This window comes from Wenxinia marina DSM 24838 (genome assembly GCF_000379485.1).
GTDB classification, from domain to species: Bacteria; Pseudomonadota; Alphaproteobacteria; order Rhodobacterales; family Rhodobacteraceae; genus Wenxinia; species Wenxinia marina.
Window position 1 is genome coordinate 112,608 of record NZ_KB902279.1, and the last position, 25,063, is coordinate 137,670.

At 72.3% G+C, this 25,063-nt stretch carries 21 protein-coding genes and 1 tRNA gene; 12 read left to right on the forward strand and 10 right to left on the reverse strand.

The genetic code is table 11. The annotated features are described in order from the left end of the window. The first annotated feature begins 90 nt into the window (after positions 1 to 90). Positions 91 to 309 carry a DUF1127 domain-containing protein gene (locus A37W_RS0104710; RefSeq protein ID WP_018301873.1) on the forward strand — a complete coding sequence of 73 codons (219 nt, stop codon included), beginning with the start codon at positions 91 to 93 and terminating at the stop codon, positions 307 to 309. A 113-nt stretch (positions 310 to 422) separates the two neighbouring features. Here A37W_RS0104710 and A37W_RS0104715 read toward each other — a convergent pair whose 3' ends face one another. Both A37W_RS0104715 and A37W_RS0104720 read right to left on the reverse strand, forming a co-directional pair. Beyond that, positions 423 to 767: a hypothetical protein gene (locus A37W_RS0104715; RefSeq protein WP_018301874.1), complete on the reverse strand. Its 345-nt coding sequence runs from the start codon at positions 765 to 767 to the stop codon at positions 423 to 425. A gap of 105 nt (positions 768 to 872) precedes the next feature. Beyond that, on the reverse strand, positions 873 to 1,751 hold the full coding sequence (locus A37W_RS0104720) for a 50S ribosomal protein L11 methyltransferase (RefSeq protein ID WP_018301875.1): 879 nt from the start codon (positions 1,749 to 1,751) through the stop codon (positions 873 to 875). A gap of 124 nt (positions 1,752 to 1,875) precedes the next feature. Here A37W_RS0104720 and A37W_RS0104725 point away from each other — a divergent pair, with 124 nt between their 5' ends. Further along, entirely contained in the window at positions 1,876 to 2,094 is a 219-nt protein-coding gene (locus A37W_RS0104725; protein WP_026198297.1) for a DUF3072 domain-containing protein, read from the forward strand. A 144-nt stretch (positions 2,095 to 2,238) separates the two neighbouring features. Here A37W_RS0104725 and A37W_RS0104730 read toward each other — a convergent pair whose 3' ends face one another. Further along, entirely contained in the window at positions 2,239 to 3,354 is a 1,116-nt protein-coding gene (locus A37W_RS0104730; protein ID WP_018301877.1) for a S1C family serine protease, read from the reverse strand. A gap of 120 nt (positions 3,355 to 3,474) precedes the next feature. Between A37W_RS0104730 and A37W_RS0104735 the strand changes: the two genes are divergently transcribed. The 4 genes from A37W_RS0104735 (at position 3,475) to A37W_RS0104750 (ending at position 7,456) form a co-directional block, all read left to right on the forward strand. Beyond that, positions 3,475 to 4,290: a lytic murein transglycosylase gene (locus A37W_RS0104735; RefSeq protein ID WP_026198298.1), complete on the forward strand. Its 816-nt coding sequence runs from the start codon at positions 3,475 to 3,477 to the stop codon at positions 4,288 to 4,290. 204 nt (positions 4,291 to 4,494) lie between these two features. Next, positions 4,495 to 5,475: a Bug family tripartite tricarboxylate transporter substrate binding protein gene (locus A37W_RS0104740; protein ID WP_018301879.1), complete on the forward strand. Its 981-nt coding sequence runs from the start codon at positions 4,495 to 4,497 to the stop codon at positions 5,473 to 5,475. Positions 5,476 to 5,490: 15 nt separating this feature from the next. Continuing rightward, positions 5,491 to 5,934: a tripartite tricarboxylate transporter TctB family protein gene (locus tag A37W_RS0104745; RefSeq protein WP_018301880.1), complete on the forward strand. Its 444-nt coding sequence runs from the start codon at positions 5,491 to 5,493 to the stop codon at positions 5,932 to 5,934. A 1-nt stretch (position 5,935) separates the two neighbouring features. Beyond that, on the forward strand, positions 5,936 to 7,456 hold the full coding sequence (locus A37W_RS0104750) for a tripartite tricarboxylate transporter permease (RefSeq protein WP_018301881.1): 1,521 nt from the start codon (positions 5,936 to 5,938) through the stop codon (positions 7,454 to 7,456). Between the two features lie 21 nt (positions 7,457 to 7,477). Here the strand turns inward: A37W_RS0104750 and A37W_RS0104755 are convergent. The 3 genes from A37W_RS0104755 to A37W_RS0104765 form a co-directional block, all read right to left on the reverse strand. Beyond that, positions 7,478 to 7,561: transfer RNA gene (locus A37W_RS0104755), tRNA-Leu, on the reverse strand. Positions 7,562 to 7,606: 45 nt separating this feature from the next. Continuing rightward, positions 7,607 to 8,143 carry a tetratricopeptide repeat protein gene (locus A37W_RS0104760; protein ID WP_018301882.1) on the reverse strand — a complete coding sequence of 179 codons (537 nt, stop codon included), beginning with the start codon at positions 8,141 to 8,143 and terminating at the stop codon, positions 7,607 to 7,609. A gap of 36 nt (positions 8,144 to 8,179) precedes the next feature. Beyond that, positions 8,180 to 8,665 carry an Lrp/AsnC family transcriptional regulator gene (locus tag A37W_RS0104765; protein WP_018301883.1) on the reverse strand — a complete coding sequence of 162 codons (486 nt, stop codon included), beginning with the start codon at positions 8,663 to 8,665 and terminating at the stop codon, positions 8,180 to 8,182. A gap of 121 nt (positions 8,666 to 8,786) precedes the next feature. Here A37W_RS0104765 and A37W_RS0104770 point away from each other — a divergent pair, with 121 nt between their 5' ends. Together A37W_RS0104770 and A37W_RS0104775 are read left to right on the forward strand one after the other, a co-directional pair. Continuing rightward, entirely contained in the window at positions 8,787 to 12,458 is a 3,672-nt protein-coding gene (locus tag A37W_RS0104770) for an L-glutamate gamma-semialdehyde dehydrogenase (protein ID WP_018301884.1), read from the forward strand. 485 nt (positions 12,459 to 12,943) lie between these two features. Then, positions 12,944 to 13,684, forward strand: coding sequence for a rhomboid family intramembrane serine protease (locus A37W_RS0104775; protein ID WP_018301885.1), 741 nt, complete (start codon positions 12,944 to 12,946; stop codon positions 13,682 to 13,684). Between the two features lie 4 nt (positions 13,685 to 13,688). Here the strand turns inward: A37W_RS0104775 and A37W_RS0104780 are convergent, their stop codons facing one another. Next, positions 13,689 to 14,483: an inositol monophosphatase family protein gene (locus A37W_RS0104780; protein ID WP_018301886.1), complete on the reverse strand. Its 795-nt coding sequence runs from the start codon at positions 14,481 to 14,483 to the stop codon at positions 13,689 to 13,691. Positions 14,484 to 14,825: 342 nt separating this feature from the next. Continuing rightward, positions 14,826 to 15,746, reverse strand: coding sequence for a LysR family transcriptional regulator (locus A37W_RS0104785; protein WP_018301887.1), 921 nt, complete (start codon positions 15,744 to 15,746; stop codon positions 14,826 to 14,828). Positions 15,747 to 15,863: 117 nt separating this feature from the next. Here A37W_RS0104785 and metF point away from each other — a divergent pair, with 117 nt between their 5' ends. Next, positions 15,864 to 16,730 carry a methylenetetrahydrofolate reductase [NAD(P)H] gene (gene metF / locus A37W_RS0104790; RefSeq protein WP_026198300.1) on the forward strand — a complete coding sequence of 289 codons (867 nt, stop codon included), beginning with the start codon at positions 15,864 to 15,866 and terminating at the stop codon, positions 16,728 to 16,730. 181 nt (positions 16,731 to 16,911) lie between these two features. Then, positions 16,912 to 17,370 (forward strand): PaaI family thioesterase, encoded by a 459-nt coding sequence (locus A37W_RS0104795; protein ID WP_018301889.1) that lies wholly within the window; start codon positions 16,912 to 16,914, stop codon positions 17,368 to 17,370. A 33-nt stretch (positions 17,371 to 17,403) separates the two neighbouring features. On the opposite strand, the gene A37W_RS0104800 is transcribed toward A37W_RS0104795, so the two are convergent. Both A37W_RS0104800 and A37W_RS0104805 read right to left on the reverse strand, forming a co-directional pair. Next, positions 17,404 to 19,692 (reverse strand): xanthine dehydrogenase family protein molybdopterin-binding subunit, encoded by a 2,289-nt coding sequence (locus tag A37W_RS0104800; protein WP_018301890.1) that lies wholly within the window; start codon positions 19,690 to 19,692, stop codon positions 17,404 to 17,406. A gap of 79 nt (positions 19,693 to 19,771) precedes the next feature. Further along, the gene (locus tag A37W_RS0104805) at positions 19,772 to 20,890 is read right to left on the reverse strand and encodes a type III PLP-dependent enzyme domain-containing protein (protein ID WP_018301891.1); all 1,119 of its coding nucleotides are present in this window, start codon (positions 20,888 to 20,890) and stop codon (positions 19,772 to 19,774) included. A gap of 119 nt (positions 20,891 to 21,009) precedes the next feature. Here A37W_RS0104805 and A37W_RS0104810 point away from each other — a divergent pair, with 119 nt between their 5' ends. Together A37W_RS0104810 and A37W_RS0104815 are read left to right on the forward strand one after the other, a co-directional pair. After that, complete coding sequence (locus tag A37W_RS0104810; RefSeq protein ID WP_018301892.1) at positions 21,010 to 21,450, forward strand: Lrp/AsnC family transcriptional regulator; 441 nt, start codon at positions 21,010 to 21,012, stop codon at positions 21,448 to 21,450. Between the two features lie 127 nt (positions 21,451 to 21,577). Next, the gene (locus A37W_RS0104815; protein ID WP_018301893.1) at positions 21,578 to 24,796 is read left to right on the forward strand and encodes a valine--tRNA ligase; all 3,219 of its coding nucleotides are present in this window, start codon (positions 21,578 to 21,580) and stop codon (positions 24,794 to 24,796) included. Positions 24,797 to 25,063 lie beyond the last annotated feature (267 nt).

The following is a 25,063-nucleotide window of genomic DNA, read 5'->3' on the forward strand; positions in this document are numbered from 1 at the left end:
AGGGCATCGCGCGCCATCTAGATGCGCGCAATCCCGCCATTGGGACGGACCGGTTCGCCGGTCCCTCCCGCCAGTATCAGGACAGCCGCCATGGCCCATATCGAGCTTCCCCGGAACATCGCCGTCTCCATCGCGGCCGGCCGCGCCGTACGCACCGCCTACGACCTTCTCGACCGTCTGGTCGAATCGAACGACGCCCGGATCACCCGCTCGGCGCTGTCGAAGCTTTCGGCCCACGAGCTCGACGACATCGGCCTGTGCCGGGGCGACATCGACGCCATCGCCGCCGCGTCCTCCCGCCGCTTCTGACCTCAGCTCGTCCCGGCCGGGGACGACAGAAGGGCCGCCCCGGAGATGTCCGGAGCGGCCCTTTCATGTTGACCGAGCGTGAGAGGCGCTTGAGGTCGGCGGCCTGCGCCGCCTTAGAGGAGGTCGGTGACGACGCCCGCGAGGGCCTGCGTCACCGGGTCGAGAGCCATGACCCAGGCTCCGCCCTTCTCGACGAGGGTCCCCGAGGCAAGGGCGTCGACGCGGGCGGTATATTCCTCGGTCCCGAGTGAAACCAGGAGGAAGGTCTTGAAGGCCAGCGCGGCGAGGATGACCCCGAGGAAGCCGCGCAGGGGAAAGGCGGGACCGCGCCGGCGCGGGACCATGACGACGAGACCGTCCCTGTTCATCCTGCCGGCATAGCCGTTCTGCCGGATCCGCGAATGCTTGCGGCTCAGGCTCTTCAGGCGCTGGTCGAATGTGACAGCAGACTCGTCCATCTTCGGTTCCGTCCGTCGAGGCCCCCACCTCTTGCCACGAGGGTATCCCGCCGAAATGTGGCGGATTTTGGGCGGAGGGCCCGATTCAGACCGCGTTTACCGCATTCATTCCGCATTTCTGACGAGGAGCAGCGTGGTCCAGTCGCCAATCTCCTCGCGCCGCGCCTCATTGAACCCTGCACGTGCATAAACCTGCAGAATCGACTCCGCCTGCTCGGTCAGCAGGCCGGACAATATGGCGAGGCCGCCGGGGGCGATGCGCCGCGCCATCGCCGGCGCCAGGGCGATCAGCGGGCCCTTGAGGATGTTGGCGAGGACGAGGTCGTAGGGCCCGCCCTCCGACAGGCGCGGTCCGTCGAAGCCGGCCGCCTCCTCGCACAGGACGCGCCCGACGAGGCCGTTCGCCGCCACGTTCGCCTCCGCCACCTCGACAGCGACCGGATCGACGTCGCCGGCGAGCACCGGCGCCGCGTCGGGCCAGACGGTCGCCGCCGCCATGGCGAGGACGGCGGTGCCGCAGCCGACGTCGGCGATGGCGCGGAATGCCCGCCCCTCCGCGGCCAGGCGATCGATGGCGCGCAGGCAGCCGAGGGTCGTGCCATGGTGGCCGGTCCCGAACGCCATCGACGCCTCGATCAGCAGCGGTACGACGCCGTCCGGCACCTTGTCCGCGTCGTGCGCGCCGTGAACGAAGAAGCGCCCGGCCGCGACCGGCGCCAGCTCGCGCCGGACGTGGGCGACCCAGTCGCGCTCGGGCACTTCCGACACGGCGAAGGGCCGCGCCCCGTTGGACGCCGCCAGCAGGTCGAGAGCCACCGCATCCGGCGCCTCCTCGAAGTGCAGGCCGACCTCGAACAGGCCGCGGCCGTCCTCGATCTCGAAGACGCCGACGCCGAACGGCTCCATCGCGTCCTCGGCCGCCTCGGCCAGGGCCTCGGCCGCCGCCTTGCCCGTCGTCGTGGTCGTCGCCGTCCAGCTCGCCATTCTCGTCTCCATCGATCTGCCCGGTCCTTGGGCCGGTCGGGCGGCGGCGTCAATCACGTCGCGGTGTGCGGGGAACGGGATGCGGCGCGGAACGTTCCGGGAACGAAATCCGATGGAGGATCAGATGTCCGACCAGACCGACCACAGCCAGGATCTGCCCGGCAACCCCGAGAAGCCCGTCGACGAATGGGTCACCGGCGACGAGCCGATGACCGGCGCGCAGGCGTCCTACCTGCGCACCCTCTGCCACGAGGCGGGAGAGGAGTTCGACCCCGACATGACCAAGGCCGCCGCGTCCGAGAAGATCGACGCCCTGCAGGAGCAGACGGGCCGCGGCACCTGACGGCCAGCCGGTCCCCGACGGCGCGCCGAGCGCCCGGGCCCCTTCCGCGGGGTCCTGCCGCCGCGTCCTCGCGGCAGGACCCTGCCCTCCGGGGAACAGCGCGACCCAGGGAACAGCGCGAGCGGCGGCACGCCGCAAACGCGCCTACCCCCCGGCCTGCAGCACGATCTCCACCTGCCGTTCGCCCTCGCCGCTCCGAAGCGTCATCTCGACGCTGTCGCCCACCGCGTGCCGGTCGATGACGGCCAGAAGGTCGTCCAGCGTCGGCACCGGCTCGCCGTCCACGGCCGTGATGACCTCGCCCGGGATCAGGCGGCCGTCGCGCGTCATCTGCGCCGGCTCCACGCCCGCACCCGCGGGCGCGTCGAGGATCAACACCCCGTCCAGCCCCTGCCGATTGGCGGCCGCGTTGATCCGCGCGTCGAACAGGAACCCGAGCGACGGCGGGCTGTAGCTGCCCGTCTCGATCAGCTGCGGCACGACGCGTATCACGGTTCCGACCGGCACCGCGAATCCGATCCCGGCATTGGCGCCCGAGGGCGAGAAGATTGCGGTGTTCACGCCCACCAGCTGCCCCTCGTTGTCCAGGAGGGGACCGCCGGAATTGCCCGGATTGATTGCCGCGTCGGTCTGGATCAGTCCGCGGATCACGATCCGCCCCTCACCGAGATCGCGGTCGAGGGCCGAGACGATGCCCCGCGTCAGCGTCCAGTCCAGCCCGAACGGATTGCCGATCGCCAGCACCCCCTGCCCGACCTCGAGCGATCCGCTCTCGCCGAGGGGGAGGGGCGCCGGCAGATCCTCGCCCTCGATCCGCAGAACCGCGAGGTCATGAGTTGGATCGCGGCCGACGAGGCGGGCGTCGAAGGTCCGCCCGTCGGCCAGTGCGACGACCGCCGCGCTCGCCCCCTCGATGACGTGGTTGTTCGTCACCACGTGGCCCCGGTCGTCCCAGAAGAAGCCGGAGCCGGACCCCAGGGGCTGCGTCCCCGTGCGCAGCGTGAACCGGTCGCGCACCGTCGCGCTGGTCGAGATCGAGACCACGCTGTCGCGGCGGGCGCGGAAAACGGCGATCGTCGCCGCCTCGGCCTCGGCGCCCTCGGGCCTCACGGCGATCGCGGCCGGCGGCGGCGGCGGCGGCGCGTCGGCCTCGCCCGGCAGCCGGCGCCCGATCTCGACGCCGAGCCCGAGGCCGAGTCCCAGCGCGATGATGGCGGCGAACGTGACGAGAGCGCGCTTCCAGGGGTGGGTCCGGGCCATCTGTTATCCTCTATCGACCGGCTCCGGTGTTACGCCGCGAGCGCACGAGCCGAAACCCTCCGCGCTGGATTCGCAGGACGCGGGTGCTAGGGTTTCGGCCAACCGATATTGGAGCACCAGATGACGCTTTTCCCCTGCCTCGCCCGAAAGATCGCCGCGCCCGCCCTGCTGGCCCTCCTCGCCGGCGGCGCGAGCGCGCAGCAATGCGGCAACGACGCCTCCGGCTTCGAGCGCTGGAAGGCCGAGTTCGCGCCCGTCGCCCAGGCCAGCGGCATCGGCCAGCGCGGGCTGCAGGCGCTGGCGAACGCGCGCTACAGCCAGGCGACGATCAACGCCGACCGCAACCAGCGCGGCGTGCGCTACGCGCTGGACGACTTCATCCGCATCCGCCTCGGCAGCCTCGACAGCTTCGCCGCCCAGGCCCGGCGCGAGCGCGACCGCAACCCCGGCTTCTACCAGCAGCTGGAAAGCATCTACGGCGTGCCCTCCGGCATCCTCCTCGCCATCCACGGGATGGAGACCGGCTTCGGCCGGATCACCGGCAACGAGAACGTCGTCTCCTCGATCCTGACCGTCGCGTACGATTGCCGCCGCTCCGACTTCTTCCGGCCGCACGCCATCGCCGCCCTGCGGCTGGTCGACCAGGGGATGAATCCCGGCCAGTCCGGCGCCGCCCACGGCGAGATCGGCCACATGCAGTTCCTGCCTGGCAACGTGCTGCAGTACGGTCAGGACGCCAACGGCGACGGCCGGGTCGACCCGACCAACCTGACCGACGCGATGGCGACGGCCGCCAACTTCCTGCGCCAGAAGGGCTGGCAGCCCGGCCAGCCGTACCAGGAAGGCACCGCCAACTTCCGCGTCCTGAACGAGTGGAACGCGGCGACCGTCTACCAGCAGGCGATCGCCCTCGCCGCCGCCCGCATCGACGGCTGAGCCGACGCGGGGGCGCCGCCCGGCGCCCCCGCTCCCCTCCGGCGGCCCGGTCATGGGTCGTGATCGCGCCGGGCCGGGATCCGTCCCCGGACTCCCGACCAATCCGCGCCGAGCCGGTCCGGCCCACTCCTCCTCCGCCCCCTCCCCCATTGCGCTGCCTCCGGTCCTGGTGTTCGTTGCGTCCGACCGAGGAGGAGGACACCCATGACCACCCGACTGACCCGTCGTGCCACGCTCGCCCTGGCCGCGGCCTTCGCCGCCGCGCCCGCCCTCGCGCAGGACGGCTGGCCGTCCGGCCCGCTGCACGTCTATGTCGGCTTTCCCGCCGGCTCCTCGCCCGACACGCTGGCCCGGATCGTCACCGAACCGCTGGCCGAGCGGCTGGGCCAGCCGGTCGTGATCGAGAACAAGCCCGGCGCGGGCGGCGTGATCGGCATCCAGCAGATGCTGGCCAATGCCGGCGACGGCCTGACCTTCGGCACCACGATCAACGGCCCGCTCACCACCGCGCAGCGCACGATGGACGACACCGGCTACGACGTGGACGCCGACATCGTGCCGGTCACGCTGATCGCGACCTCGCCGCTGGTGCTCGTCGTGAACGCGGAGTCGGACATCACCGACCTGCAGTCCTTCATCGACGCCGCCGGGGCCGAACCCGAGGCGCTGGCCTACGGGTCGGTCGGACAGGGGTCCGGCGCGCATCTCACGGCCGAGCTCTTCGCCGACGAGGCGGGGGTGACGATGCTGCACGTCCCCTTCACCAGCTACGCCGAGGTCACGACCTCGATCGCGGGCGGCGAGATCGACGCCGGCTTCATGGCGCCGTCCGCGGCGCTGCCGCTGGTCGACGGCGGGCAGCTGCGGATGCTGGGCATTACCTCGGCCGAGCCCTTCGCGCAGGTCCCCGACGTGCCGGTAATGGCCGGTCGGGCGGGCCTGCCCGAGGATTTCCGCGCCGAACTGTGGAACGGATTCGTCGCCCCCGCCGGCACCGACGCGGCGATCGTCGAGCGGCTGACGACCGAGATCAACGACATCCTCGCCGATCCGGCGGTGCAGGAGCAGCTTCTCGCCATCGGCTGGGTCGCGGCGCCGGGCACCCCGGCCGAGATGGAAGAGCGGATCGCGGCGGACACCGAGATGTGGGGCGGCGTGCTCGACCGCATCGAGGCCGCCGAATAGCGTAAAGCGCGACAGGTGAAGCGCGACTGGCCGGACATCTGGGGCGGGCTGGCGCTCGCCCTGGTCGGGCTCGCCGCGGCCGGCTGGGCGTGGGTCCACTACGACCCCGGCACCTTGAGACGGATGGGGCCGGGCGCGTTCCCGCTCGGCCTCGGCCTCGCGCTCGCCGGGCTGGGGGCCGCGATCGCCGTGCCGGCCCTGCGCCGTGCCGGCGCACCGGTGAAGCCCGAGCCGTGGGCCGCGGCCTGCGTCCTCGCCGCCATCCTCGTCTTCGGCCTCGGCCTGCGGCCCTTGGGCCTCGTGCTGGCGACGGCGTCGGCCGTGCTGATCTCGACCCTTCCCGCCCCGCGGCCGGGCGCGGTCTGGCGCCTCGTGCTGGCCGCTCTCGTCACGGCGCTGACGGTCGTCCTGTTCCACGTCGGACTGCAGATGACCCTGCCGCTCTGGCCGCGGCTCTGAGGTGAGTACCTGGGACGGCCTTCTGACGGGCTTTGCCTTCGCGCTGCAGCCGGGCGTCCTGATCTACTGCCTGCTGGGCGTCACGCTCGGCACCTTCATCGGCGTCCTGCCCGGGATCGGGGCGATGGCCGCGATCTCGCTGCTGCTGCCGATCACCTACTACATCAGCGCCGAGGCGGCGCTCATCATGCTCGCCGGCGTCTACTACGGCGCCCAGTACGGCGGGGCGGTCTCGTCGATCCTGCTGCGGCTGCCGGGGACGCCGCAATCGGCGGTGACCGCGCTCGACGGCTACCCCCTCGCCCGGCAGGGCCGCGCCGGGGTCGCGCTCTTCACCTCGATGATCTCGTCCTTCGCCGGCTCGGTGATCGGGATCGTGGTGCTGGTCCTCCTCGCCGGGTGGCTGAGCCGGGCGGCAGTCGCGTTCGGCGCGGCGGACTACGCGGCGATGATGGTCCTCGGCCTCGTCGCCGCCTCCACCATCGGCAGCGCGCATCCGGCCAAGGGCTTCGCGATGATCGTCTTCGGCATGCTGCTGGGCTGCATCGGGACGGACGTCAATTCCGGCGTGCAGCGCTTCGTCATGGGACGGACCGAGATGCTGGACGGGATCAACCTCGTCGCGCTGGCGATGGGCCTGTTCGGCGTGGCCGAGGTGATCGGCAACGTCCGCGACCCCGACCGCCAGGCCGTCGCCGGACGGATCGGCCTGCGGGCCATGGCGCCGGAGCGCGACGACCTGAAACGCATGCCCCTGCCGGTCCTGCGGGGCAGCGCGCTGGGCAGCTTCTTCGGCGCGCTGCCGGGGACCGGCTCCACCCTGTCCTCCTTCCTCGCCTATGCGGTGGAGCGGCGCGTCGCCCGCCGGCCCGAGCGCTTCGGCCAAGGCGCGATCGAGGGCGTCGCCGGCCCGGAGGCCGCCAACAACTCGGCCTCCATCACCGCCTTCGTGCCGACGCTGACGCTGGGCATTCCGGGCGATCCGATCATGGCGCTGATGCTGGGCGCGCTGGTGATCCACGGCGTGCAGCCGGGGCCGATGATGCTGGAGACGCGGCCCGAGATGTTCTGGGGCCTCGTCGCCAGCTTCGGCATCGGCAACCTGCTGCTACTGATCCTGAACCTGCCGCTGATCGGCATCTGGGTGTCGCTGCTGCGGATCCCGTTCCGCTGGCTCTACCCGGCGATCCTGATCTTCGTCTGCCTCGGGGTCTGGTCGGTGCGCGGTCTGACCTTCGACATCGTGATGGTCGCCGGCATCGGCCTCGCCGGCTACCTGCTGGCGCTCGCCCGCTTCAACCCGGCGCTGCTCCTGCTGGGCTTCGTCCTCGGCCCGCTGATCGAGACCAACCTGCGCCGCGCCCTGCTGATCTCGCGCGGGGACCCGATGGTCTTTCTGGAGCGTCCGATCTCGGCCTTCTTCGTCGTCGCGACGGCGGGGCTTCTGGTCTATTCGGCGATCCAGGCCTGGCGGCGGCGGGAGACACCCGAACCGGGCGGGGCCAGCGCCGACGGGCCGTGACGTGCCGCGACGCTCGGATACTGGTGCCCGCGGCCGGACTCGAACCGGCACGGCCGAAGCCAGGGAATTTTAAGTTCCCGGTGTCTACCATTCCACCACGCGGGCGGGCCCGTCCGCGATAGCATGGCGGCGCCCGGCGCGGCCAGCGGTTCAGATGTCCTCGCCGGGCAGTTCGATCAGCATCGCCCGCTCGCCCAGCCACGGGTTCAGCGCCAGCGCGGCGCGCAGCGCCGCCTGCCCCTCGTCCATCCGGCCGAGGCCCATCAGCGTCAGCGCCCTGCCCGACAGCGCCGCCACGTGGTCCGGGTTGAGCGCGAGAGCGGTGTCGAGGTCGTCCAGCGCCGCCTCGTAATCCTGCACCAGGAAGGCCGCGAAGGCGCGCTGGTTGTAACCCTCGGCGTAGTCGGGACAGTAGTCGACGAGCCTGCCGAACAGCGCGCGCGCGGCGAGGAAATCGTAGGACTCGCGCCGCTCCATCCCGTCGTCGAGAAGCGCCTGCGCGGCCTCGTCCGGCGCGGCGGTCCAGAGCCGCCACAGCTCGTCCATCAGCACCCGCGCCTCGGCCTCGTCCGGCGCGACGGCCAGCCGTTCCAGCAGCGGCGCCGCGTCCGCGGTCAGGTCGGAGGCCGGCGGACACTCGGCGAGGGCCGGGGCGGCGAGGACGCAGAGGGCGAGGACGAGGCGCATGACGGAAAGTCTGTACGCCGCTGACCCTCCGTCAAGTCACGCCCCGGTGAGAGGCGCCGGCGCCCCGCCCTCCTTCACCGCCTGCATCGCCACGTAGGTCGAGGTCCCCGACACGTGCGGCAGGGTCGAGATCCGCTCGGCCAGCAGGCGCCGGTAGGCGGTCATCGACGGCGTGCGCACCTTCAGGAGGTAGTCGAACGCGCCCGCGATGAGATGGCACTCCTCGATCTCCGGCGTCTTCGTCACCGCCGCGTCGAAGGCGGCCAGCGCCGCCTCGCGGGTGTCCGACAGCCTGACCTCGACGAACGCCACGTGATCGCGGCCCAGCGCGATCGGATCGACGATGGCGCGGTAGCCGCGGATCACGCCCGCCTTCTCCAGCCGTCGCAGCCTCGCCTGGGTCGGCGACTTCGACAGCCCGATCCGCCGCGCCAGCTCGGTCGCGCTGATCCGGCCGTCGGCGGCGAGCGCGTCGAGAATCCGGCGGTCGAAGGCGTCGAGCTCGAGAGGTCGTTCGGCCAATTTCACTTCCCATTTCGGTTCGATCGGGCCGCCGTGCGCGAATGAGAGGGCAGATCGCCCGCCCGATCCCGCGTATCATAGTCCGACCCGCCAGCCAGGGACCAGCCCGAGGGACCGACACATGCCCCGCGATGCCGACTACGACCTCCGCGCCCTCGTCGACGCCCACACCCTCGCCGACGAGACGGCATGTCTCGACCGGCTGACCGGGGAGGCGGACCTCGACGCGGATGCCCGCGCCGCCATCACCGCCCACGGCGCCGACCTCGTCCGCCGCATCCGCGCGAACAGCCGCCCGGGCCTGATGGAGGTGTTCCTCGCCGAGTACGGCCTCTCCACCGACGAGGGCATCGCGCTGATGTGCCTCGCCGAGGCGCTGCTGCGGGTGCCCGACGCCGAGACGATCGACGCGCTGATCGAGGACAAGATCGCGCCGTCCGACTGGGGCCGTCACCTCGGCCATTCCTCCTCGTCCCTCGTCAACGCTTCCACCTGGGCGCTGATGCTCACGGGGCGCGTGCTGGACGAGGACCGCCCCGCCCCGTTCCGCGCGCTGCGCGGTGCCGTCCGGCGGCTGGGCGAGCCGGTGATCCGCGCCGCCGTGGGCCGGGCGATGCGCGAGATGGGCCGCCAGTTCGTCCTCGGCGAGGATATCGGCCGCGCGATGACCCGCGCGAGCGCGATGGAGGCGAAGGGCTACACCTACTCCTACGACATGCTGGGCGAGGCCGCCCGCACCGAAGCGGACGCCCGCGCCTACCACCTCGCCTATTCCCGCGCGATCTCGGCCATCGCCGGCGCCGCCACCCACGGCTCGGTCGCCGCGAATGCCGGCATCTCGGTCAAGCTCTCCGCCCTGCACCCCCGCTACGAGGTGGCGCAGAAGGCCCGCGTGATGGACGAGCTGGTGCCGCGCCTCTCTGCCCTCGCCGGCCTCGCCCGCGCCGCCGGCATCGGCCTCAACGTCGACGCCGAGGAGGCGGACCGCCTGTCGCTGTCTCTCGACGTGATCGAGGCGGTGCTGGCCGATCGCGGCCTCCGCGGCTGGGACGGGTTCGGCGTCGTGGTGCAGGCCTACGGCCAGCGCGCGCCCTTCGTCATCGACTGGCTGCACGCCACGGCCGGACGGCTGGACCGCCGCATCATGCTGCGCCTCGTCAAGGGCGCCTACTGGGACGCCGAAGTGAAGCGCGCGCAGGTCGAGGGGCTGGACGGCTTCCCCGTCTACACCTCCAAGCCCGCGACCGACGTCAGCTACCTCGGCTGCGCCCGCAAGCTGCTGCGCATGACCGACCGCATCTACCCGCAGTTCGCCACCCACAACGCCCACACGGTTGCGGCCGTCCTGCACATGGCGCAGGCCGAGGGCGTGAGCAGGGACTCGTTCGAGTTCCAGCGCCTGCACGGCATGGGCGAGACGCTGCATCAATTGGTCCGCGACGCCGAAGGCACCCGCTGCCGCATCTACGCCCCCGTCGGCGCCCACGAGGACCTGCTCGCCTACCTCGTCCGGCGCCTGCTGGAGAACGGCGCGAACTCGTCCTTCGTGAACCAGATCGTGGACGAGGACGTGCCGGCCGAGGCGGTCGCCGCCGACCCGTGGGAGGCTCTGGGCCGCCCGCGCCCCTTCCCGGCCGGGCCGGACCTCTTCGGCACGCGCCGCAACTCCGCCGGCTGGGACCTGACACACGCGCCGACGCTGGCGGCGCTGGACGAGGCCCGCGGTCCGTGGCTTGCGGCCCGCTGGGACGCGGCGCCGGTCCTGGCGACCGGCGCACAGGATCATCCCGCCCCGGCCTCCGAGCCGCGGCCCCGGCCGATCGGGGCACCGGGTCGGGCCCGGGGCGGGGACACCGAGGACGCCGGAGAAACACCCGCCCCGGCCTCAGATCCGGGACCCCGGCCGGGCGAGGCCCCGGGTCAGGCCCGGGGCGGGGACACCGACGACGCCGGAGAAACGCCCGCCCCGGCCCCCGAGCCGGGGCCCCGCGCGGTCGTAGCGCCAACACCCGTCTTCTCCCCCACCGACGGCACAAAGGTCGGCACCGTCCGCACCGCCACCCCCGCCGACGTCTCCGCCGCCTACGCCGCCGCCCGCACCTGGGATGCCCCCGTCGCCACCCGCGCCCGCATCCTGCGCGCCGCCTCCGACGCCTACGAGGCGCACGCGCCCGAGCTCTTCGCCCTCCTCGCCCGCGAGGCCGGCAAGACCCTGCCCGACGGCGTCGGCGAGGTGCGCGAGGCCGTCGATTTCCTGCGCTACTACGCCGCCGAGGCCGAACGGGCCGGCGACCGTCCCGCCCGCGGCGCCTGGGCCTGCATCAGCCCCTGGAACTTCCCCCTCGCCATCTTCACCGGCCAGATCGCCGCGGCGCTGGCCGCCGGCAACGCCGTCCTCGCCAAGCCCGCCGGCCAGACCCCGCTGATCGCCGCCCGCGCCGTCGCCCTGCTCCACGAGGCCGGCGTCCCGCGTGACGCCCTCCAGCTCCTCCCCGGCGGCCCCGACGTCGGCGCAGCCCTGACCTCCGACCCCCGCGTCGCCGGGGTCGCCTTCACCGGCTCCACCGCCACCGCGCTGAAGATCCGCGCCGCCCTGGCCGACTACGCCGCCCCCGGCACCCCGCTCATCGCCGAGACGGGCGGCATCAACGCGATGATCGTCGATTCCACCGCCCTGCCCGAGCACGCCGTCCGCGACATCGTCGCCTCCGCCTTCCGCTCCGCCGGCCAGCGCTGCTCGGCGTTGCGCTGCCTGTACGTGCAGGAGGACATCGCGCCGAAGCTGCTGACGATGCTGAAGGGCGCGATGAACGAACTGGCGCTCGGCGATCCGTGGGATCTGTCGACCGACGTCGGCCCGGTGATCGACGCCGCCGCGAAGGCCGGCATCGACGAGTGGGTCGCCCGCGCCCGCGCCGAGGGCCGCGTGATCCACGAGCTGCCGGCGCCCGTCGCCGGCACCTTCGTCGCCCCCGTGGCGATCCGCGTGCCCGGCATCGCCGCGCTGGAGCGCGAGGTCTTCGGTCCGGTCCTTCACGTCGCGACCTTCCGGGCGGAGGAGCTGCCGCGCGTCGTCCGCGACATCAACGCCACCGGCTACGGCCTGACCTTCGGCCTGCATACCCGGATCGACGACCGGGTGCAGGAGATCGTGGACAGCGTGGAGGCCGGCAACCTCTACGTGAACCGCAACCAGATCGGCGCCGTCGTCGGCAGCCAGCCCTTCGGCGGCGAAGGCCTGTCCGGCACCGGCCCCAAGGCCGGCGGCCCGCACTACCTCCCCCGTTTCGCCGCGCCCGCCCCCGCCGGCGCCGCCGCTGCATGGGACGACCCCGCCGACCCGGCCAACCTGAACGCCCGCCTCGCCGCCGCCGCGGCACGGCCAGCGCCCGAGACCGTCCCCGTCACCCTTCCCGGCCCCACGGGCGAATCGAACCGTCTCTCGACCCACCCCCGGCTGCCCCTGCTCTGCCTCGGCCCCGGCGCCGCGGCGGCCGAGGCGCAGGCGACCGCGGTCGAGGCCCTCGGCGGGCGGGCCGTCCGCGCCGGCGGGACGATCCCCGCAGAGGTGCTGACCGATCTCGTCCCCCTCGGCGGTGTCCTCTACTGGGGGGCCGAACCCGAGGCCCGCGCGTTCGAGCAGGCGCTCGCCCGCCGCGATGGCCCGATCGTCCCCTTGATCACCGCCATGCCCGACGCCGCCCACGCCCTGCTGGAGCGGCACGTCTGCATCGACACCACCGCCGCCGGCGGGAACGCCGCCCTGCTCGCCGAGGTCTCCGCCCCCGCCTGACGCAAGGGCGGCCGGGGCGGAGCGTCGGCCGCCGGCCCCGGAGGAGCAGGCGCGGGACCGGCACCCCTCGCACCCTCCGCACGATCGCGACGCCGTCCTCTCCCTCCGTCCCGAGCGGCCGCCAGGTCGGGGGCGACACGGTCTCCCGACGCTCCGGTGGCACCGCCGGGACCGGCCCGGGTATCCCCTGCTCCCCGCGCCCGGTGGCATCGGACTCCCAGCCCGGCCGCCCCCCGGCCGCCCCCCGGCCGACCGCCTCGGCCCGTCCGCCTTGCGTCCCGCCCCGAATGCCTCGTCTCCCCCCGGCGCCTCGGCCAGAGGCTCCATGCAACCGACCGGCTTCGCCCCTGCTGGCTCCTATCTTGCCCCAAATACCTCCGGGGTCCGGGGCAGCGCCCCGGGTCTCTCCGCCCGCGCGACCCTCCGGCACACGGCGCCGTCGCAATCGCTGGACAGAGCCCCCCCTTCCGGCGAAGGTCCGGGCCATGTTCCCGATCCGCGACCACAACCCGTCGAGCCGCTTCCCGTTCGTCACGGTCGCGCTGATCGCCATCAACGTCGTCGTCTGGCTGTGGACCGTTGCGGTCTTCACCGACGACCGGGCGCTGTGGGGTCTGTACCGGGACTACGCGCTGATCCCGGCGCTCCTGTCGAACGGCGAGGGCTGGCTCGGCCTCGTCACCTCGACCTTCCTGCATGCAGGGTTCTGGCACCTCGCCGGCAACATGCTGTTCCTGTGGATCTTCGGCGACAACCTCGAGGACGAGTTCGGCCATGTCGGCTTCCTCGCCTTCTACCTCGCCGTCGGCGTCGCGGCGGGGCTGGCGCAGTGGCTGTCCGAGAGGTGGTCGCCGATCCCGACGGTCGGCGCGTCCGGCGCCATCGCGGGGGTCATGGGCGCCTACCTGCTGTTCTTCCCGAAGGCCAAGGTCGACGTCCTGATCATCCTCGTCATCATCTTCCGGATCATCCCGGTCCCGGCCTGGCTGATGCTGGCGATCTGGTTCGGCATCCAGTTGCTCGGCGGCTTCGGCGCGCAGGCGGAATCGGGCGGCGTCGCCTACTGGGCGCACGCGGGCGGGTTCGTGGCGGGATTCGTGCTGGCCCTGCCGATCTGGCTGCGCCTCGGCGGGCCCGGCTTCTGGAGCCGGACGGAGGGGCACCCTCCGCACCCGGACGCGACCTACCCGGCGTCGAACATCCCCGTCGTGCGGCGCCGCCGCTGAGCCGTCAGGCGTCGCGGGCGCGGATCACCCCGGCGAAGCCCTCGAAGATCTCGGGGTTGGCGCACAGGATCGTGCCCGAGCCGATGGGGTCGTCGCCCTTGCGCACCGCCTCGACGTAGCCGCCCGCCTCCTGCACGATCAGCAGGCCCGCGGCGATGTCCCACGCGTTCAGCTCGCGCTCCCAGTAGCCATCGTACCGCCCCGCGGCCACGTAGGCGAGGTCGAGCGCCGCCGCCCCCCAGCGCCGCACGCCCGCGCATTCCGGCATCAGCCGCGCCAGGTCGGACAGGGACGCCGGCAGCGTCCGCTTGCCGGCGAAGGGGATGCCGGTCGCGAAGATGCCCTCGATCATCCGCCGCCGCCCCGACACGCGCAGGCGCCGGTCGTTCATCCAGGCGCCCTGACCCTTCTCGGCCCAGAACAGCTCGTCCTTGGCCGGGTCGTAGACCACGCCCGAGACGATCTGGCCCTTGTGCTCCAGCGCGATCGACACGGCCCAGTGCGGGAGGCCGTGCAGGAAATTGGTGGTCCCGTCGAGCGGGTCGACGATCCAGCGGCGCGTCGGGTCCTCGCCGTCGACCGGGCCGCCCTCCTCGCCGAGAAAGCCGTAGGAGGGGCGCGCCTCCATCAGCATCTCGCGGATCACCTCCTCGGCGCGGCGGTCGGCGCGGCTGACGAAGTCGCCGGGGCCCTTCGACGAGACCTGCAGGTTCTCGACCTCGCCGAAGTCCTTGACGAGGCCCCGGCCGGCGCGGCGCGCGGCCTTCATCATCACGTTGAGGTTCGCACTGGCGGCCATGCTCGTCGTCCCGTCGGAAGGTCAGGCGCGCCGTATAGGGGCTGGGCAGGGGGCGGGCAAGGGCGGGGCGCGGGGGGCCCTGCGGCGCGGGCGTCCGCCTGCCGGGAGCCGGGCGAGCGCCGGCCCGCGGGGTGGCGCTCCCGACGGCGCGGTCGTGGCACTCTATCGCGCCGCCCCGGACAACCTCGACCGTCTCGCAGGGGGCGAGGTAGCGCCGGCCCGGGGGGCGGGCCGGCGCCCGCCCGGCGGCTTCGCCTCGGTTCCGGGCGGCGAGCGCTGGCGGCGGCCCTGCAGCGACACCGTCGGCGCGGTCGCAGAACGTCCGTCGAGACGTATCGCCCCTCACCCCACCCCTGCCGGCGCCCTCTGCAGCTTCACCGCCTCCTGCCGGGCCAGGCGGATCAGGTGCGCCATGAACGGCCGTCCGGTATCCTCGGCCCGCGTCGCCACGTACAGCCGCCGCGTCAGCCCCCCGTCCGTCAGCCGCCGCGTCACGTAGTCGCCCGACGCCCGCACCTGCCGCAGCACCCAGTCCGGCAGCACGCTGACTCCGCGATTGGACGCGACCAGCAGCAGGATCACCGCCGTCAGCTCCACCTGCCGCACCGCCGCCGGCTCCACCTTGGCGGGCGTCAGCAGCTCGGTGAAGACGTCCAGCCGCGCCCGGTCGACCGGGTAGGTGATCAGCGTCTCGCCGCGGAAGTCCTCGGCCGCGATCCACTCCTTCCGCGCCAGCGGATGCGACGCGGCCGAGACGAAGGTCGGCTCGTAGTCGAAGAGCGGCGTGAAGTCGGTGTCCGGCAGGTCCTCGGGGTCCGACGACACGACCAGATCCACCTCCTCGCGCCGCAGCGCCGGCAGCGCGTCGAAGGCGAGGCCGGGACGGATGTCGATGTCGACGTCGGGCCAGGATTGGCGGAACCGCTCCAGCACCGGGAACAGCCATTCGAAGCAGGCATGGCACTCGATCGCGATGTGCAGCCGCCCGGTCTTGCCGGTGCGCAGGCCCGCGAACTCGGCCTCCAGCGCCGCCACCTGAGGCAGGATGCGCTCCGCCGCGTCCAGGAGGCGCCGCCCCGCCGCCGACAGCTTGAGCGGCTTGGACCGCCGCACGAACAGCTCCACCCCCGCCTGCTCCTCGATCCCCTTCACCTGATGCGACAGCGCCGACTGGGTGATGTTCAGCACGTCCGCCGCGGCGCTGAGGCTGCCAGTGTCGTGTATCGCCTTGATCGTGCGCAGGTGCCGGAACTCCAGATGCATCTTGCGGTACGCCTCATGATCGTCGTGAAGTTTATGAGTTTGTCTCACGCTGCACTGCATGAAACAAGTCGGCAACGCCCGGCGTTCGCCGGCAGACCCCCGATGCAGGTGCCCGCCATGACCCGACCCGCCCTCTCGTTCGAGTTCTTCCCGCCGAAGAACATCGAGGGCTCGTTCCGCCTCTGGACCTGCGTGCAGACGCTGGCGCCGCTGGCGCCCGAGTTCGTCTCCGTCACCTACGGCGCCGGCGGCACGACGCGGGAGCTGACCCACGACGCGGTCACCGCGATCCGCCGCACCACCGGCCTCAACGTCGCGGCGCACCTGACCTGCGTCGACGCGACGAAGGACGAGACGCTCGCCATCGCCAACAACTACGCCGAAGCGGGCGTGACCGAGATCGTGGCGCTCCGCGGCGACCCGCCGAAGGGCTCCGGCGGCTTCGCCGCCCACCTCGAAGGCTTCTCCGGCTCGGTCGAGCTGATCGAGGCGCTCGCCGCCACCGGCCGGTTCACCCTGCGCGTCGGCGCCTACCCCGAGAAGCACCCCGAGGCCGCGGACCTGAAGGCCGACGTGGAGCATCTCAAGCGCAAGATCGACGCCGGCGCCTCGGCCGCGATCACCCAGTTCTTCTTCCAGGCGGACACGTTCCTGCGGTTCCGCGACGCCTGCGACGCCGCCGGCATCCGCGCCCCGATCCTCCCCGGCATCCTGCCGGTCGAGAACTGGTCGGGCGCCCGCCGCTTCGCCGCCGCCTGTGGCACCTCGATCCCGCCGTTGATCGCCGAGGGCTTCGACCGGGCCGAGGCGCAGGGCGCTGCCGACCTCTACGCCACCGCCGTGGCGACGCAGCTGTGCGACAACCTCCTGACGGAAGGCGTGGAGCACCTGCACTTCTACACGCTCAACCGGCCCGAGCTGACGCGCGACATCTGCCACGCCCTCGGCATCGTCCCGAAGGTGGAGCTGCAGCGCGTCGCCTGATGCCGCCCCTCCCTCTCATCGAGCCATAAATATCCCGGGGGGGAGCGCGGCACGCGCGTCGGGGGGCAGCGCCCCCCGCGGCTCCGGCCGGACCGGCCGGAGCCGACGCCTCGACCGGTCCCCCGGCTTGCGGGTCGCCGGCGGGCCGGCCACAGTCGGCGCGAGCCACAGGAGCCCCGCCATGACGCGCCCGATCGGCACCCTCGCCCCCGAGGAACGGGCCGCGATGAGCGGCCTCGACTTCATGCGCGCCGTCGTGGACGGCACCGCGCCGCAGGTGCCGATGCACGTCCATCTCGGCTTCACCCTCGTCCGTGCCGACCCCGGTCTCGCCGGGTTCGTCGGCGCGGCGACCGAGGAGTGCCTCAACCCGATGGGCGGCGTTCACGGCGGCTGGTACGCCAGCCTCCTCGACAGCGCGATGGGCTGCGCGCTGATGACGACGCTGCCGCAGGGCACGTCCTTCACCACGCTGGAATTCAAGCTGAACATGATGCGGGCCGTCCGGCCGGGAGACCCGGTGACCGCCGAGGGTCGCGTCATCCACGGCGGCCGCCGCACCGCCGTCGTGGCGGCGGAAATCACGGCCGAGGGCCGCACCGTCGCGGCGGCCACCGGCACCTGCCTGATCCTGAGCTGACCGTCCCGCCCAGGGGGCGGGCGCGGCCGACCGTCAGGCCGCCGCCTCGTTCAGCAGCGACCAGACCCGCAGCGGCGTCAGCGGCATCGCCACCTTGCCGGCGAGGCCCCGCGCCGCCACCGCGTCGGCGACCGCGTTCGCGACCGCCGCCATCGCGCCGACCGTTCCCGCCTCGCCGCAGCCCTTCATGCCCATGACGTTGTAGACCGACGGCACGGGCACCGAGTGGAAGGCGACCCAGGGCATGTCGTCCGACCGCGGCATCGCGTAGTCCATGAAGGTCGCGGTCAGAAGCTGCCCGGTCTCGTCGTAGACCCCGTGCTCCATCAGCACCTGGCCAAGGCCCTGCGCGACCCCGCCATGCACCTGACCTTCGGCCAGCATCGGGTTGATGAGATTGCCGAAATCGTCGACGACGGTATAGCGCTCGACGGTGACGACGCCGGTCTCCGGATCGATCTCGACCTCGGCCACGTGGGCGCCGTTGGGGAACGAGCGGGCCTCCAGCTTGCCGACCGCTGTCTGCGTCAGCAGCTCCTCGCGCCCCCTGGCGCGGGCCATGTCGGCCACGTCCAGCATCGTCGGCGTCAGGTTCGAGCCGGGGATGCGGAAGCGCTCGTCGTCGAAGGTGATCTCGCCCGCATCCACGCCCTCCTCCTCGGCGAGGAAGGCCGAGAATTCGCGCACCATCTTGTCGACCGTCACCAGCGTCGCGTTGTTCTGCACGGTGACCGAGCGCGAGCCGCCGGTGCCGCCGCCGGTCGGGATCAGGTCGGAATCGCCCTGCACCACGCGGATCCGCTCCATCGGGATGCCGGTATGATCGGCGAGGAAGCGGGCATAGACCGTCTCGTGCCCCTGCCCGTTCGACTGGGTGCCGACTCGGATCTCCACCCCGTCCTCGCCGAAGACGACGGTCGAGGTCTCGGACGGATCGCCGAGAATCGACTCGATGTAGTAGCTAAGGCCGACGCCCCGCAGCCGCCCCCGCGCCTCGGACGCGGAGCGGCGCTGATCGAGCCCGGCCAGGTCCGCCTCCTCCCGGGCGCGGTCGAGGAGGCGCGAGAACTCGCCCACGTCGTAGGTGGTGCCGGTGGCGGAGGTATAGGGAAACTGGTCGGGGCGGATGAAGTTGGTCCGCCGCAGCTCCCACGGGTCGACGCCGAGCTCGCGGGCGGCGTTGTCCATCGACCGCTCCAGCACGTAGATCGCCTCGGGCCGGCCGGCGCCGCGATAGGCGTCCACCGGCGCGGTGTTGGTGTAGACGCCCGTCACCTCCAGCCGCGCGAGCGGGATGTCGTAGGTGCCGGGCATCACCTTGGAGAACAGCTCGGTCTGGATCATCTGTGCGTAGTTGGAGTTGTAGGCGCCGATATTCGACACCGATTCAACCTTGTAGGCGACGATCCTGTTGTTCTCGTCGAAGGCGAGGGTGGAGGTCGAGGTGAGGTCGCGGCCGCCGTTGTCGGTCAGCATCGCCTCGGTCCGGTCGGACATCCAGCGCACCGGGCGGCCGACCTTTTCGGCCGCGAAGGCGACGAGGAACATCTCGGGATAGGGCGAGCCCTTCATGCCGAAGCCGCCGCCGACGTCGGGCGTGGTCACGCGGAACTGCTCGGGGTCGCGGCCGAACCACTTGGCGAGATCGCCCTTCGGCCCCCAGACGCCCTGCCCGTTGACGCAGACATGGATCCGCCCGTCCGCCGCCTCGGCCCAGACGCCCCGCGGCTCCATCGAGTTGACGATGATCCGGTGGTCGGGGACGTCGAAGCGCACCACGCGGGCGGCGCCCGCGATGGCGGCCTCGACCGCGTCCTTGTCGCCGAGGCCGTAGGTGAAGGCGCGGTTCTGCGGCGCCTCGTCGTGCAGCTCCTCGCCCCCGGTGGCGAGGGCGACGTGGGCGGGCAGCTCGTCGATGTCGAGCTCGATCAGCTCGGCCGCGTCCTTGGCGGCGATCAGGCTGTCGGCGACGACCAGCGCGATCGCCTCGCCGACGTGGCGCACCTTGCCCTCGGCCAGCATCGGCCGCTTGGGATCCGCGCCGCGGGTGCCGTCGGGCTGCCTGACCTTGGTCGCGCCGATGCCGCCGGTCAGGCCCGCCTCGGTCAGGTCCGACGCGGTGACGATCAGATGCACGCCGGGAGACTCGGCCGCGGCGGAGGTGTCGATGCCGTTGATCCGGCCGTGGCCCACTGTCGAGCGAAGGACATAGGCGAACAGCGCGTCCGCCGGCGCCATGTCGTCGATGTAGCGACCGGCCCCGGTGAGGAACCGCGAATCCTCGACCCGGCTGACCGGCTGTCCCCGACCGAACTTCTCCATGACACCCTCGCTCCCGTCCTTCGCGTCCGGGGCGGAGCCTAGCGGCCGGGGCCGGACTGTCCAGACGCCTTCGGCGGCGTCAGAGCCGGTCGACCTCGACCGTGCGGCGGGCGCCGTAGCCGTTGAAGGTGGTGGTGACGCCGTTGAGGTACGCCCCCATCCCGTCGAACAGCAGCCAGTCGCCCTCGGCGAGATCCCCGGGCAGCGTCACCTCGCCCGGGATCCGGTCGAGGCTGTCGCAGGTCGGGCCCCAGACGGTGCGGGGCCGCGGCGGAGCGGTGCGGAGCGCGCCGCCCGGCGCGACGACGCGGATGCGGGGCAGCGCGAACGAGACGAACTCCGACAGCCCGCCATAGATGCCGTCGGCGAGGTAGATTGCCGAGCCGCGCACCGATTTCACCTCCACCCCGTAGGCGAAGGCGTCGGCGACGAGGCCGCGGCCCGGCTCGCAGACCAGCGCAGGGGACGTGTCGAAGGCCGCCGCGCCCCGGCGGATCGCGGCGAAGAACGGGGCAAGGTCGGGCGCGCCGCCGTCGCGGGCGGCCGGAAAACCCCCACCCACGTTCACCCGTCCGGGCCGCACGCCGGCCCGGCGGGCGATGTCGGCTGCGGCCGTGAGGTAGGTCTCCCACGCCCCGGGATCGGTGTTCTGCGTGCCGACATGGAAGGTCAGCGCCGGGCCGTAGCCGCGTGCCGCGACCACGGCGAGCAACTCGGCCGCCTCCTCCGGCTCCGCCCCGAACTTGGCGCCGAAATCGTAGGCCGCGCCCGCGACGGGCAGCTTGAACCGCACCGCGATCTCGGCGCCCTGCGGGAGCAAGTCCGTCAGCTTGTCCAGCTCACCCGCGCAGTCGACCGACCACGAGGCGACGCCGGCCGCGAGCCCGGCCGCAATCTCTCCACGGCTGCGGACCGGATTGTTGTAGTGCAGCGCCGCGCCCGGGCACAGGCGGCGGACCAGCGCGATCTCCTCGGGCGAGGCGACGTCGAACGCCGTCATTCCGCCCGCGCAGAGTCGTGCGATCACCTGCTCGTCGGGGTTCGCCTTCACCGCGTAGGTGACGAGGCCGGGAAAGCCGCTTCCGAACGACGCGAGCCGCCGGTCCAGCGCGGCCGGCGAGAAGTAGTGCACCGGCACGTCGCCGGCGCCGGCCGCCATGTGGGCCACGGGATCGCGGGGGATCGGAGCGTCGAACATCTGCCGGCCTCGTGCGGAGCGTCTCCGGGAAAAGCGTAAGGCCGGCCGATGTCGGATCGGCCCGGCAGACCGGCGAATCCGACTCCAACTTTCGGCGATCAGGCGATAGGACGGGCGACATGACGGACCTCGACCCCCTCGACCGCCAGCTCCTGACCCTGCTCGCCGCCAATGCGCGGGCCCCCGTCGCGCGCCTCGCGGCGAAGCTCGGCATCGCCCGGACCACCGCGCAGGCCCGGCTGGAGCGGCTGGAGCGGTCGGGCATCATCGAGGGCTACACCGTCCGCCTCTCCGACGACGCCCGCCGCAGCGTGATCCGTGCGACGGTGCTGATCTCGCTGACCCCCTCGGCGCAGGGGCCGGTGCTGGCGCAGCTGAAGAAGCTGCCGCAGGTGGAGCGGGTGCACACCACCTCCGGCCGGTTCGACCTCGCCTGCCAGCTCGCCTGTCCGTCCACGCTCGACCTCGACCAGACGCTCGACCGGATCGGCGAGATCGACGGCGTGCAGGACATGGAGAGTCTGATCCACCTGTCGACGCGGATCGACCGGGGGGCCTGAACACGAAAACCACGCGGTTTCCGCGCACGATTTCCGCGCGGAAATCGTGCTGCGGGGCGCAACCCCTGCACTTCCCCTCTCCTCTGGCCCGCGTTAGACCGCGCTGGCCCGCGAGAGGACACGAAAAATGCCGATGGAAAAGACCTTCGACGCCGCCGAGGCCGAACCGCGCCTCTACCGCCGGTGGGAGGAGTCCGGCGCCTTCCGCGCCGGCGCAAACGCCCGCGCTGGCGCCAACAGCTTCACCATCATGATCCCGCCGCCGAACGTGACCGGCGCGCTGCACCTCGGCCACGCGTTCAACAACACGCTGCAGGACATCCTCGTCCGCTGGCACCGGATGCGGGGCTTCGACACCCTCTGGCAGCCCGGGCAGGACCATGCCGGCATCGCCACCCAGCTGCAGGTCGAGAAGCAGCTGGCCGCGACGCAGCAGCCCGGCCGGCGCGAGCTGGGCCGCGATGCTTTCCTGCAGAAGGTCTGGGCCTGGAAGCAGGAGAAGGGCGGCACGATCATCGGTCAGCTCAAGCGCCTCGGCGCGTCCTGCGACTGGTCGCGCAACGCCTTTACCATGGCCGGCGCGCCGGGTGCGCCCGAGGGCGAGGAGGGCAACTTCCACGACGCCGTCATCAAGGTCTTCGTCGATCTCTACGACAAGGGCCTCATCACCCGCGGCAAGCGTCTGGTGAACTGGGACCCGCATTTCGAGACGGCGATCTCCGACCTCGAGGTCGAGAACGTCGAGGTGCCGGGCCACATGTGGCACTTCAAGTACCCGCTCGCGGGCGGCGCGACCTACACCTACGTCGAGAAGGACGCGGACGGCACCGTGCTCTTCGAGGAGGAGCGCGACTACATCTCGATCGCTACCACGCGGCCCGAGACGATGCTGGGCGACGGCGCCGTCGCGGTGCATCCGTCGGACGAGCGCTACGCGCCGATCGTGGGCCAGCTGTGCGAGATCCCGGTCGGGCCGAAGGAACATCGCCGCCTGATCCCGATCATCACCGATCCCTACCCCGACCCCGCCTTCGGCTCGGGCGCGGTCAAGATCACCGGCGCGCACGATTTCAACGACTACGCGGTGGCCAAGCGGGCGGGCATTCCGATGTACCGCCTGATGGACACCGCCGGCCGGATGCGGGACGATGGCGTTCCCTACGCCGAGGCGGCCGAGGTCGCGCAGTCCGCCGCCCGCGCCTGGCTGATCCGCAACGGCCACGCCACCGTCGGCTTCGCCGAGCAGCCGGTCTCGCTGTCCGAGGCCGAGGCCGACGCCCTCAACCTCGTCCCCGACCACCTGCGCGGCCTGGACCGCTTCGAGGCGCGGGCGAAGGTGGTGGAGGAGATCACCGCCGAGGGCCTCGCCGTGATGACCGAGGCGACGGACCCGCGCCTCGGCGCGCCGAAGGGCAAACCCGCCCCGGCCCCCGAGCCGGGGCCCCGCGCCGCAGGGCAGACCGCCGAGGTCCCGGATCAGGCCCGGGACGGGACTCCTCCGCTGGAACCCGAGGAAGGCGGCGAGGCCCGCGACGAGGCGGCCCAGCTGGTGCCGCTGGTCGAGGCCAAGCCGATCATGCAGCCGTTCGGCGACCGCTCCGGCGTCGTCATCGAGCCGATGCTCACCGACCAGTGGTTCGTCGACAGCGCCGCCATCGTCGGCCCCGCCCTCGACGCGGTCCGCGAGGGCCGCACCCGCATCCTGCCGGAGAGCGGCGAGCGCACCTATTACCACTGGCTGGAGAACATCGAGCCGTGGTGCATCTCCCGCCAGCTCTGGTGGGGCCACCGGATCCCGGTCTGGTACGCGCCGGACCCGATCGCCGACGACGACGATCGCTGGGCGCCGATCTGCGCCCCGACGGAGGAGGAGGCGCTGGCCCATGTCCGCGCCGGCCACGGCGAGGACGCCGACATCGTCGTGGTGGAGACCGAGGCCGAGGCCGACGCGATCCTGCGCGAAACGCTGGCGACCCTCGACACCGCGACCGAGGGGCGCATCCGCCAGGCGCAGGGGCCGATCCGCATCCCCGTCTGGCGCGACCCCGACGTCCTCGACACCTGGTTCTCGTCCGGCCTCTGGCCGATCGGCACCCTCGGCTGGCCGGAAGAGACGGAGGAGCTGAAGCGCTACTTTCCGACCGACGTCCTCGTCACCGGGCAGGACATCCTGTTCTTCTGGGTCGCCCGGATGATGATGATGCAGCTCGCCGTCACCGGACAGGAGCCGTTCCACACGGTCTACCTGCACGGCCTCGTCCGGGACGAGAAGGGCAAGAAGATGTCCAAGACGACGGGCAACGTGATCGACCCGCTCGACGTCATCGACGAATACGGCGCCGACGCGCTGCGCTTCGCGAACACCTCGATGGCCTCCATCGGCGGCGTGCTGAAGTTCAGCCTCGACCGGATCAAGGGCTACCGCAACTTCGGCACCAAGCTGTGGAACGCCTGCCGCTTCGCCGAGATGAACGGCGTGTTCGAGGCCCGCGGCGCCGGCGTGCCGCGCCCGCAGGCGACGGTGAACCGCTGGATCGTGGGCGAGACGGCGCGGGTGCGCGAAGAGGTCGACGCCGCGCTCGCCGCCTACCGCTTCAACGACGCCGCGAACGCGCTCTACGCCTTCGTTTGGGGCGTGGTCTGCGACTGGTACGTGGAGTTCTCCAAGCCGCTGCTGCTGGACGGCGCGGGCGAGGAGACGCGCGAGACGCAGGAGACGATGGCCTGGGTCCTCGACCAGTGCCTGATCCTGCTGCACCCGATCATGCCCTTCATCACCGAAGAGCTGTGGGGCCTGACCGGGGAGCGGGCGAAGTTGCTCGTCCACGCGGACTGGCCCGACTACACCGCCGCCGATCTGGTGGACGAGGCGGCGGAGGCCGAGATGCGCTGGGCGATCTCGCTGATCGAGGGCGTCCGCTCGGCCCGGGCGCAGATGAACGTGCCGGCGGGCCTGTACGTGCCCCTGGTCATGGAGCAGGCGGACGAGGCGGCGCGCACGGCGCTGGCGCGGAACGACGTCCTGATCAAGCGTCTCGCCCGGATCGGCGAGTTCTCCGAAGGCGCCCCGCCGCGCGGCTCCCTCGCGGTGCCGGTGCGCGGCGCCTCCTTCGCGCTGCCGCTGGCCGACATCATCGACGTCGGTGCCGAGAAGGAGCGGATCGGCAAGGCCCTCGGCAAGCTCGGCAAGGAGCTGGGGGGCCTGCGCGGGCGGCTGAACAATCCCAACTTCGCCGCCTCCGCGCCCGAGGAGGTGGTCGAGGAGGCGAAGGCGAACCTCGCCCTGCGCGAGGAGGAGGAAACACAGCTGAAGGCCGCGCTGGCGCGGCTGGAGGAGATCGGGTGACGGGGGGACGTGCGGAGAGATCCTGGGGCCCGGTGATGCAGGAAGACCCGCCTCGGGCCTGACCCGGGGCCCCGCAGGGCCGTCGCGCCGGGTAGTTCGAGGTCACGGCGCAAGGCCGGGACGGATGCCGCCCAGCGACTCAGGAGACCCCGCCCCGGGCTTGACCCGGGGCCTCGCGGAGCCGTCCCGCGGGGTGGATCGAGGTCCCTGTCTAACGAAATCATGTCAATGTGCTGGTGGCGGACGGCATCCCGTGAGGTCCCAGGG

Bases quoted from the DNA above. Each gene is read 5' to 3' on its own strand.
- A37W_RS0104725 (WP_026198297.1), top strand. From the start codon at position 1,876: ATGTCCGACCAGACCGACCACAGCCAGGATCTGCCCGGCAACCCCGAG.
- A37W_RS0104735 (WP_026198298.1), top strand. From the start codon at position 3,475: ATGACGCTTTTCCCCTGCCTCGCCCGAAAGATCGCCGCGCCCGCCCTG.
- A37W_RS0104805 (WP_018301891.1), bottom strand. From the start codon at position 20,890: ATGTTCGACGCTCCGATCCCCCGCGATCCCGTGGCCCACATGGCGGCC.
- A37W_RS0104760 (WP_018301882.1), bottom strand. From the start codon at position 8,143: ATGCGCCTCGTCCTCGCCCTCTGCGTCCTCGCCGCCCCGGCCCTCGCC.
- A37W_RS0104785 (WP_018301887.1), bottom strand. From the start codon at position 15,746: ATGCATCTGGAGTTCCGGCACCTGCGCACGATCAAGGCGATACACGAC.
- A37W_RS0104810 (WP_018301892.1), top strand. From the start codon at position 21,010: ATGACGGACCTCGACCCCCTCGACCGCCAGCTCCTGACCCTGCTCGCC.
- A37W_RS0104740 (WP_018301879.1), top strand. From the start codon at position 4,495: ATGACCACCCGACTGACCCGTCGTGCCACGCTCGCCCTGGCCGCGGCC.
- A37W_RS0104815 (WP_018301893.1), top strand. From the start codon at position 21,578: ATGCCGATGGAAAAGACCTTCGACGCCGCCGAGGCCGAACCGCGCCTC.
- A37W_RS0104775 (WP_018301885.1), top strand. From the start codon at position 12,944: ATGTTCCCGATCCGCGACCACAACCCGTCGAGCCGCTTCCCGTTCGTC.
- A37W_RS0104715 (WP_018301874.1), bottom strand. From the start codon at position 767: ATGGACGAGTCTGCTGTCACATTCGACCAGCGCCTGAAGAGCCTGAGC.
- A37W_RS0104800 (WP_018301890.1), bottom strand. From the start codon at position 19,692: ATGGAGAAGTTCGGTCGGGGACAGCCGGTCAGCCGGGTCGAGGATTCG.
- A37W_RS0104720 (WP_018301875.1), bottom strand. From the start codon at position 1,751: ATGGCGAGCTGGACGGCGACGACCACGACGACGGGCAAGGCGGCGGCC.
- A37W_RS0104780 (WP_018301886.1), bottom strand. From the start codon at position 14,483: ATGGCCGCCAGTGCGAACCTCAACGTGATGATGAAGGCCGCGCGCCGC.
- metF (WP_026198300.1), top strand. From the start codon at position 15,864: ATGACCCGACCCGCCCTCTCGTTCGAGTTCTTCCCGCCGAAGAACATC.
- A37W_RS0104730 (WP_018301877.1), bottom strand. From the start codon at position 3,354: ATGGCCCGGACCCACCCCTGGAAGCGCGCTCTCGTCACGTTCGCCGCC.
- A37W_RS0104710 (WP_018301873.1), top strand. From the start codon at position 91: ATGGCCCATATCGAGCTTCCCCGGAACATCGCCGTCTCCATCGCGGCC.
- A37W_RS0104770 (WP_018301884.1), top strand. From the start codon at position 8,787: ATGCCCCGCGATGCCGACTACGACCTCCGCGCCCTCGTCGACGCCCAC.
- A37W_RS0104795 (WP_018301889.1), top strand. From the start codon at position 16,912: ATGACGCGCCCGATCGGCACCCTCGCCCCCGAGGAACGGGCCGCGATG.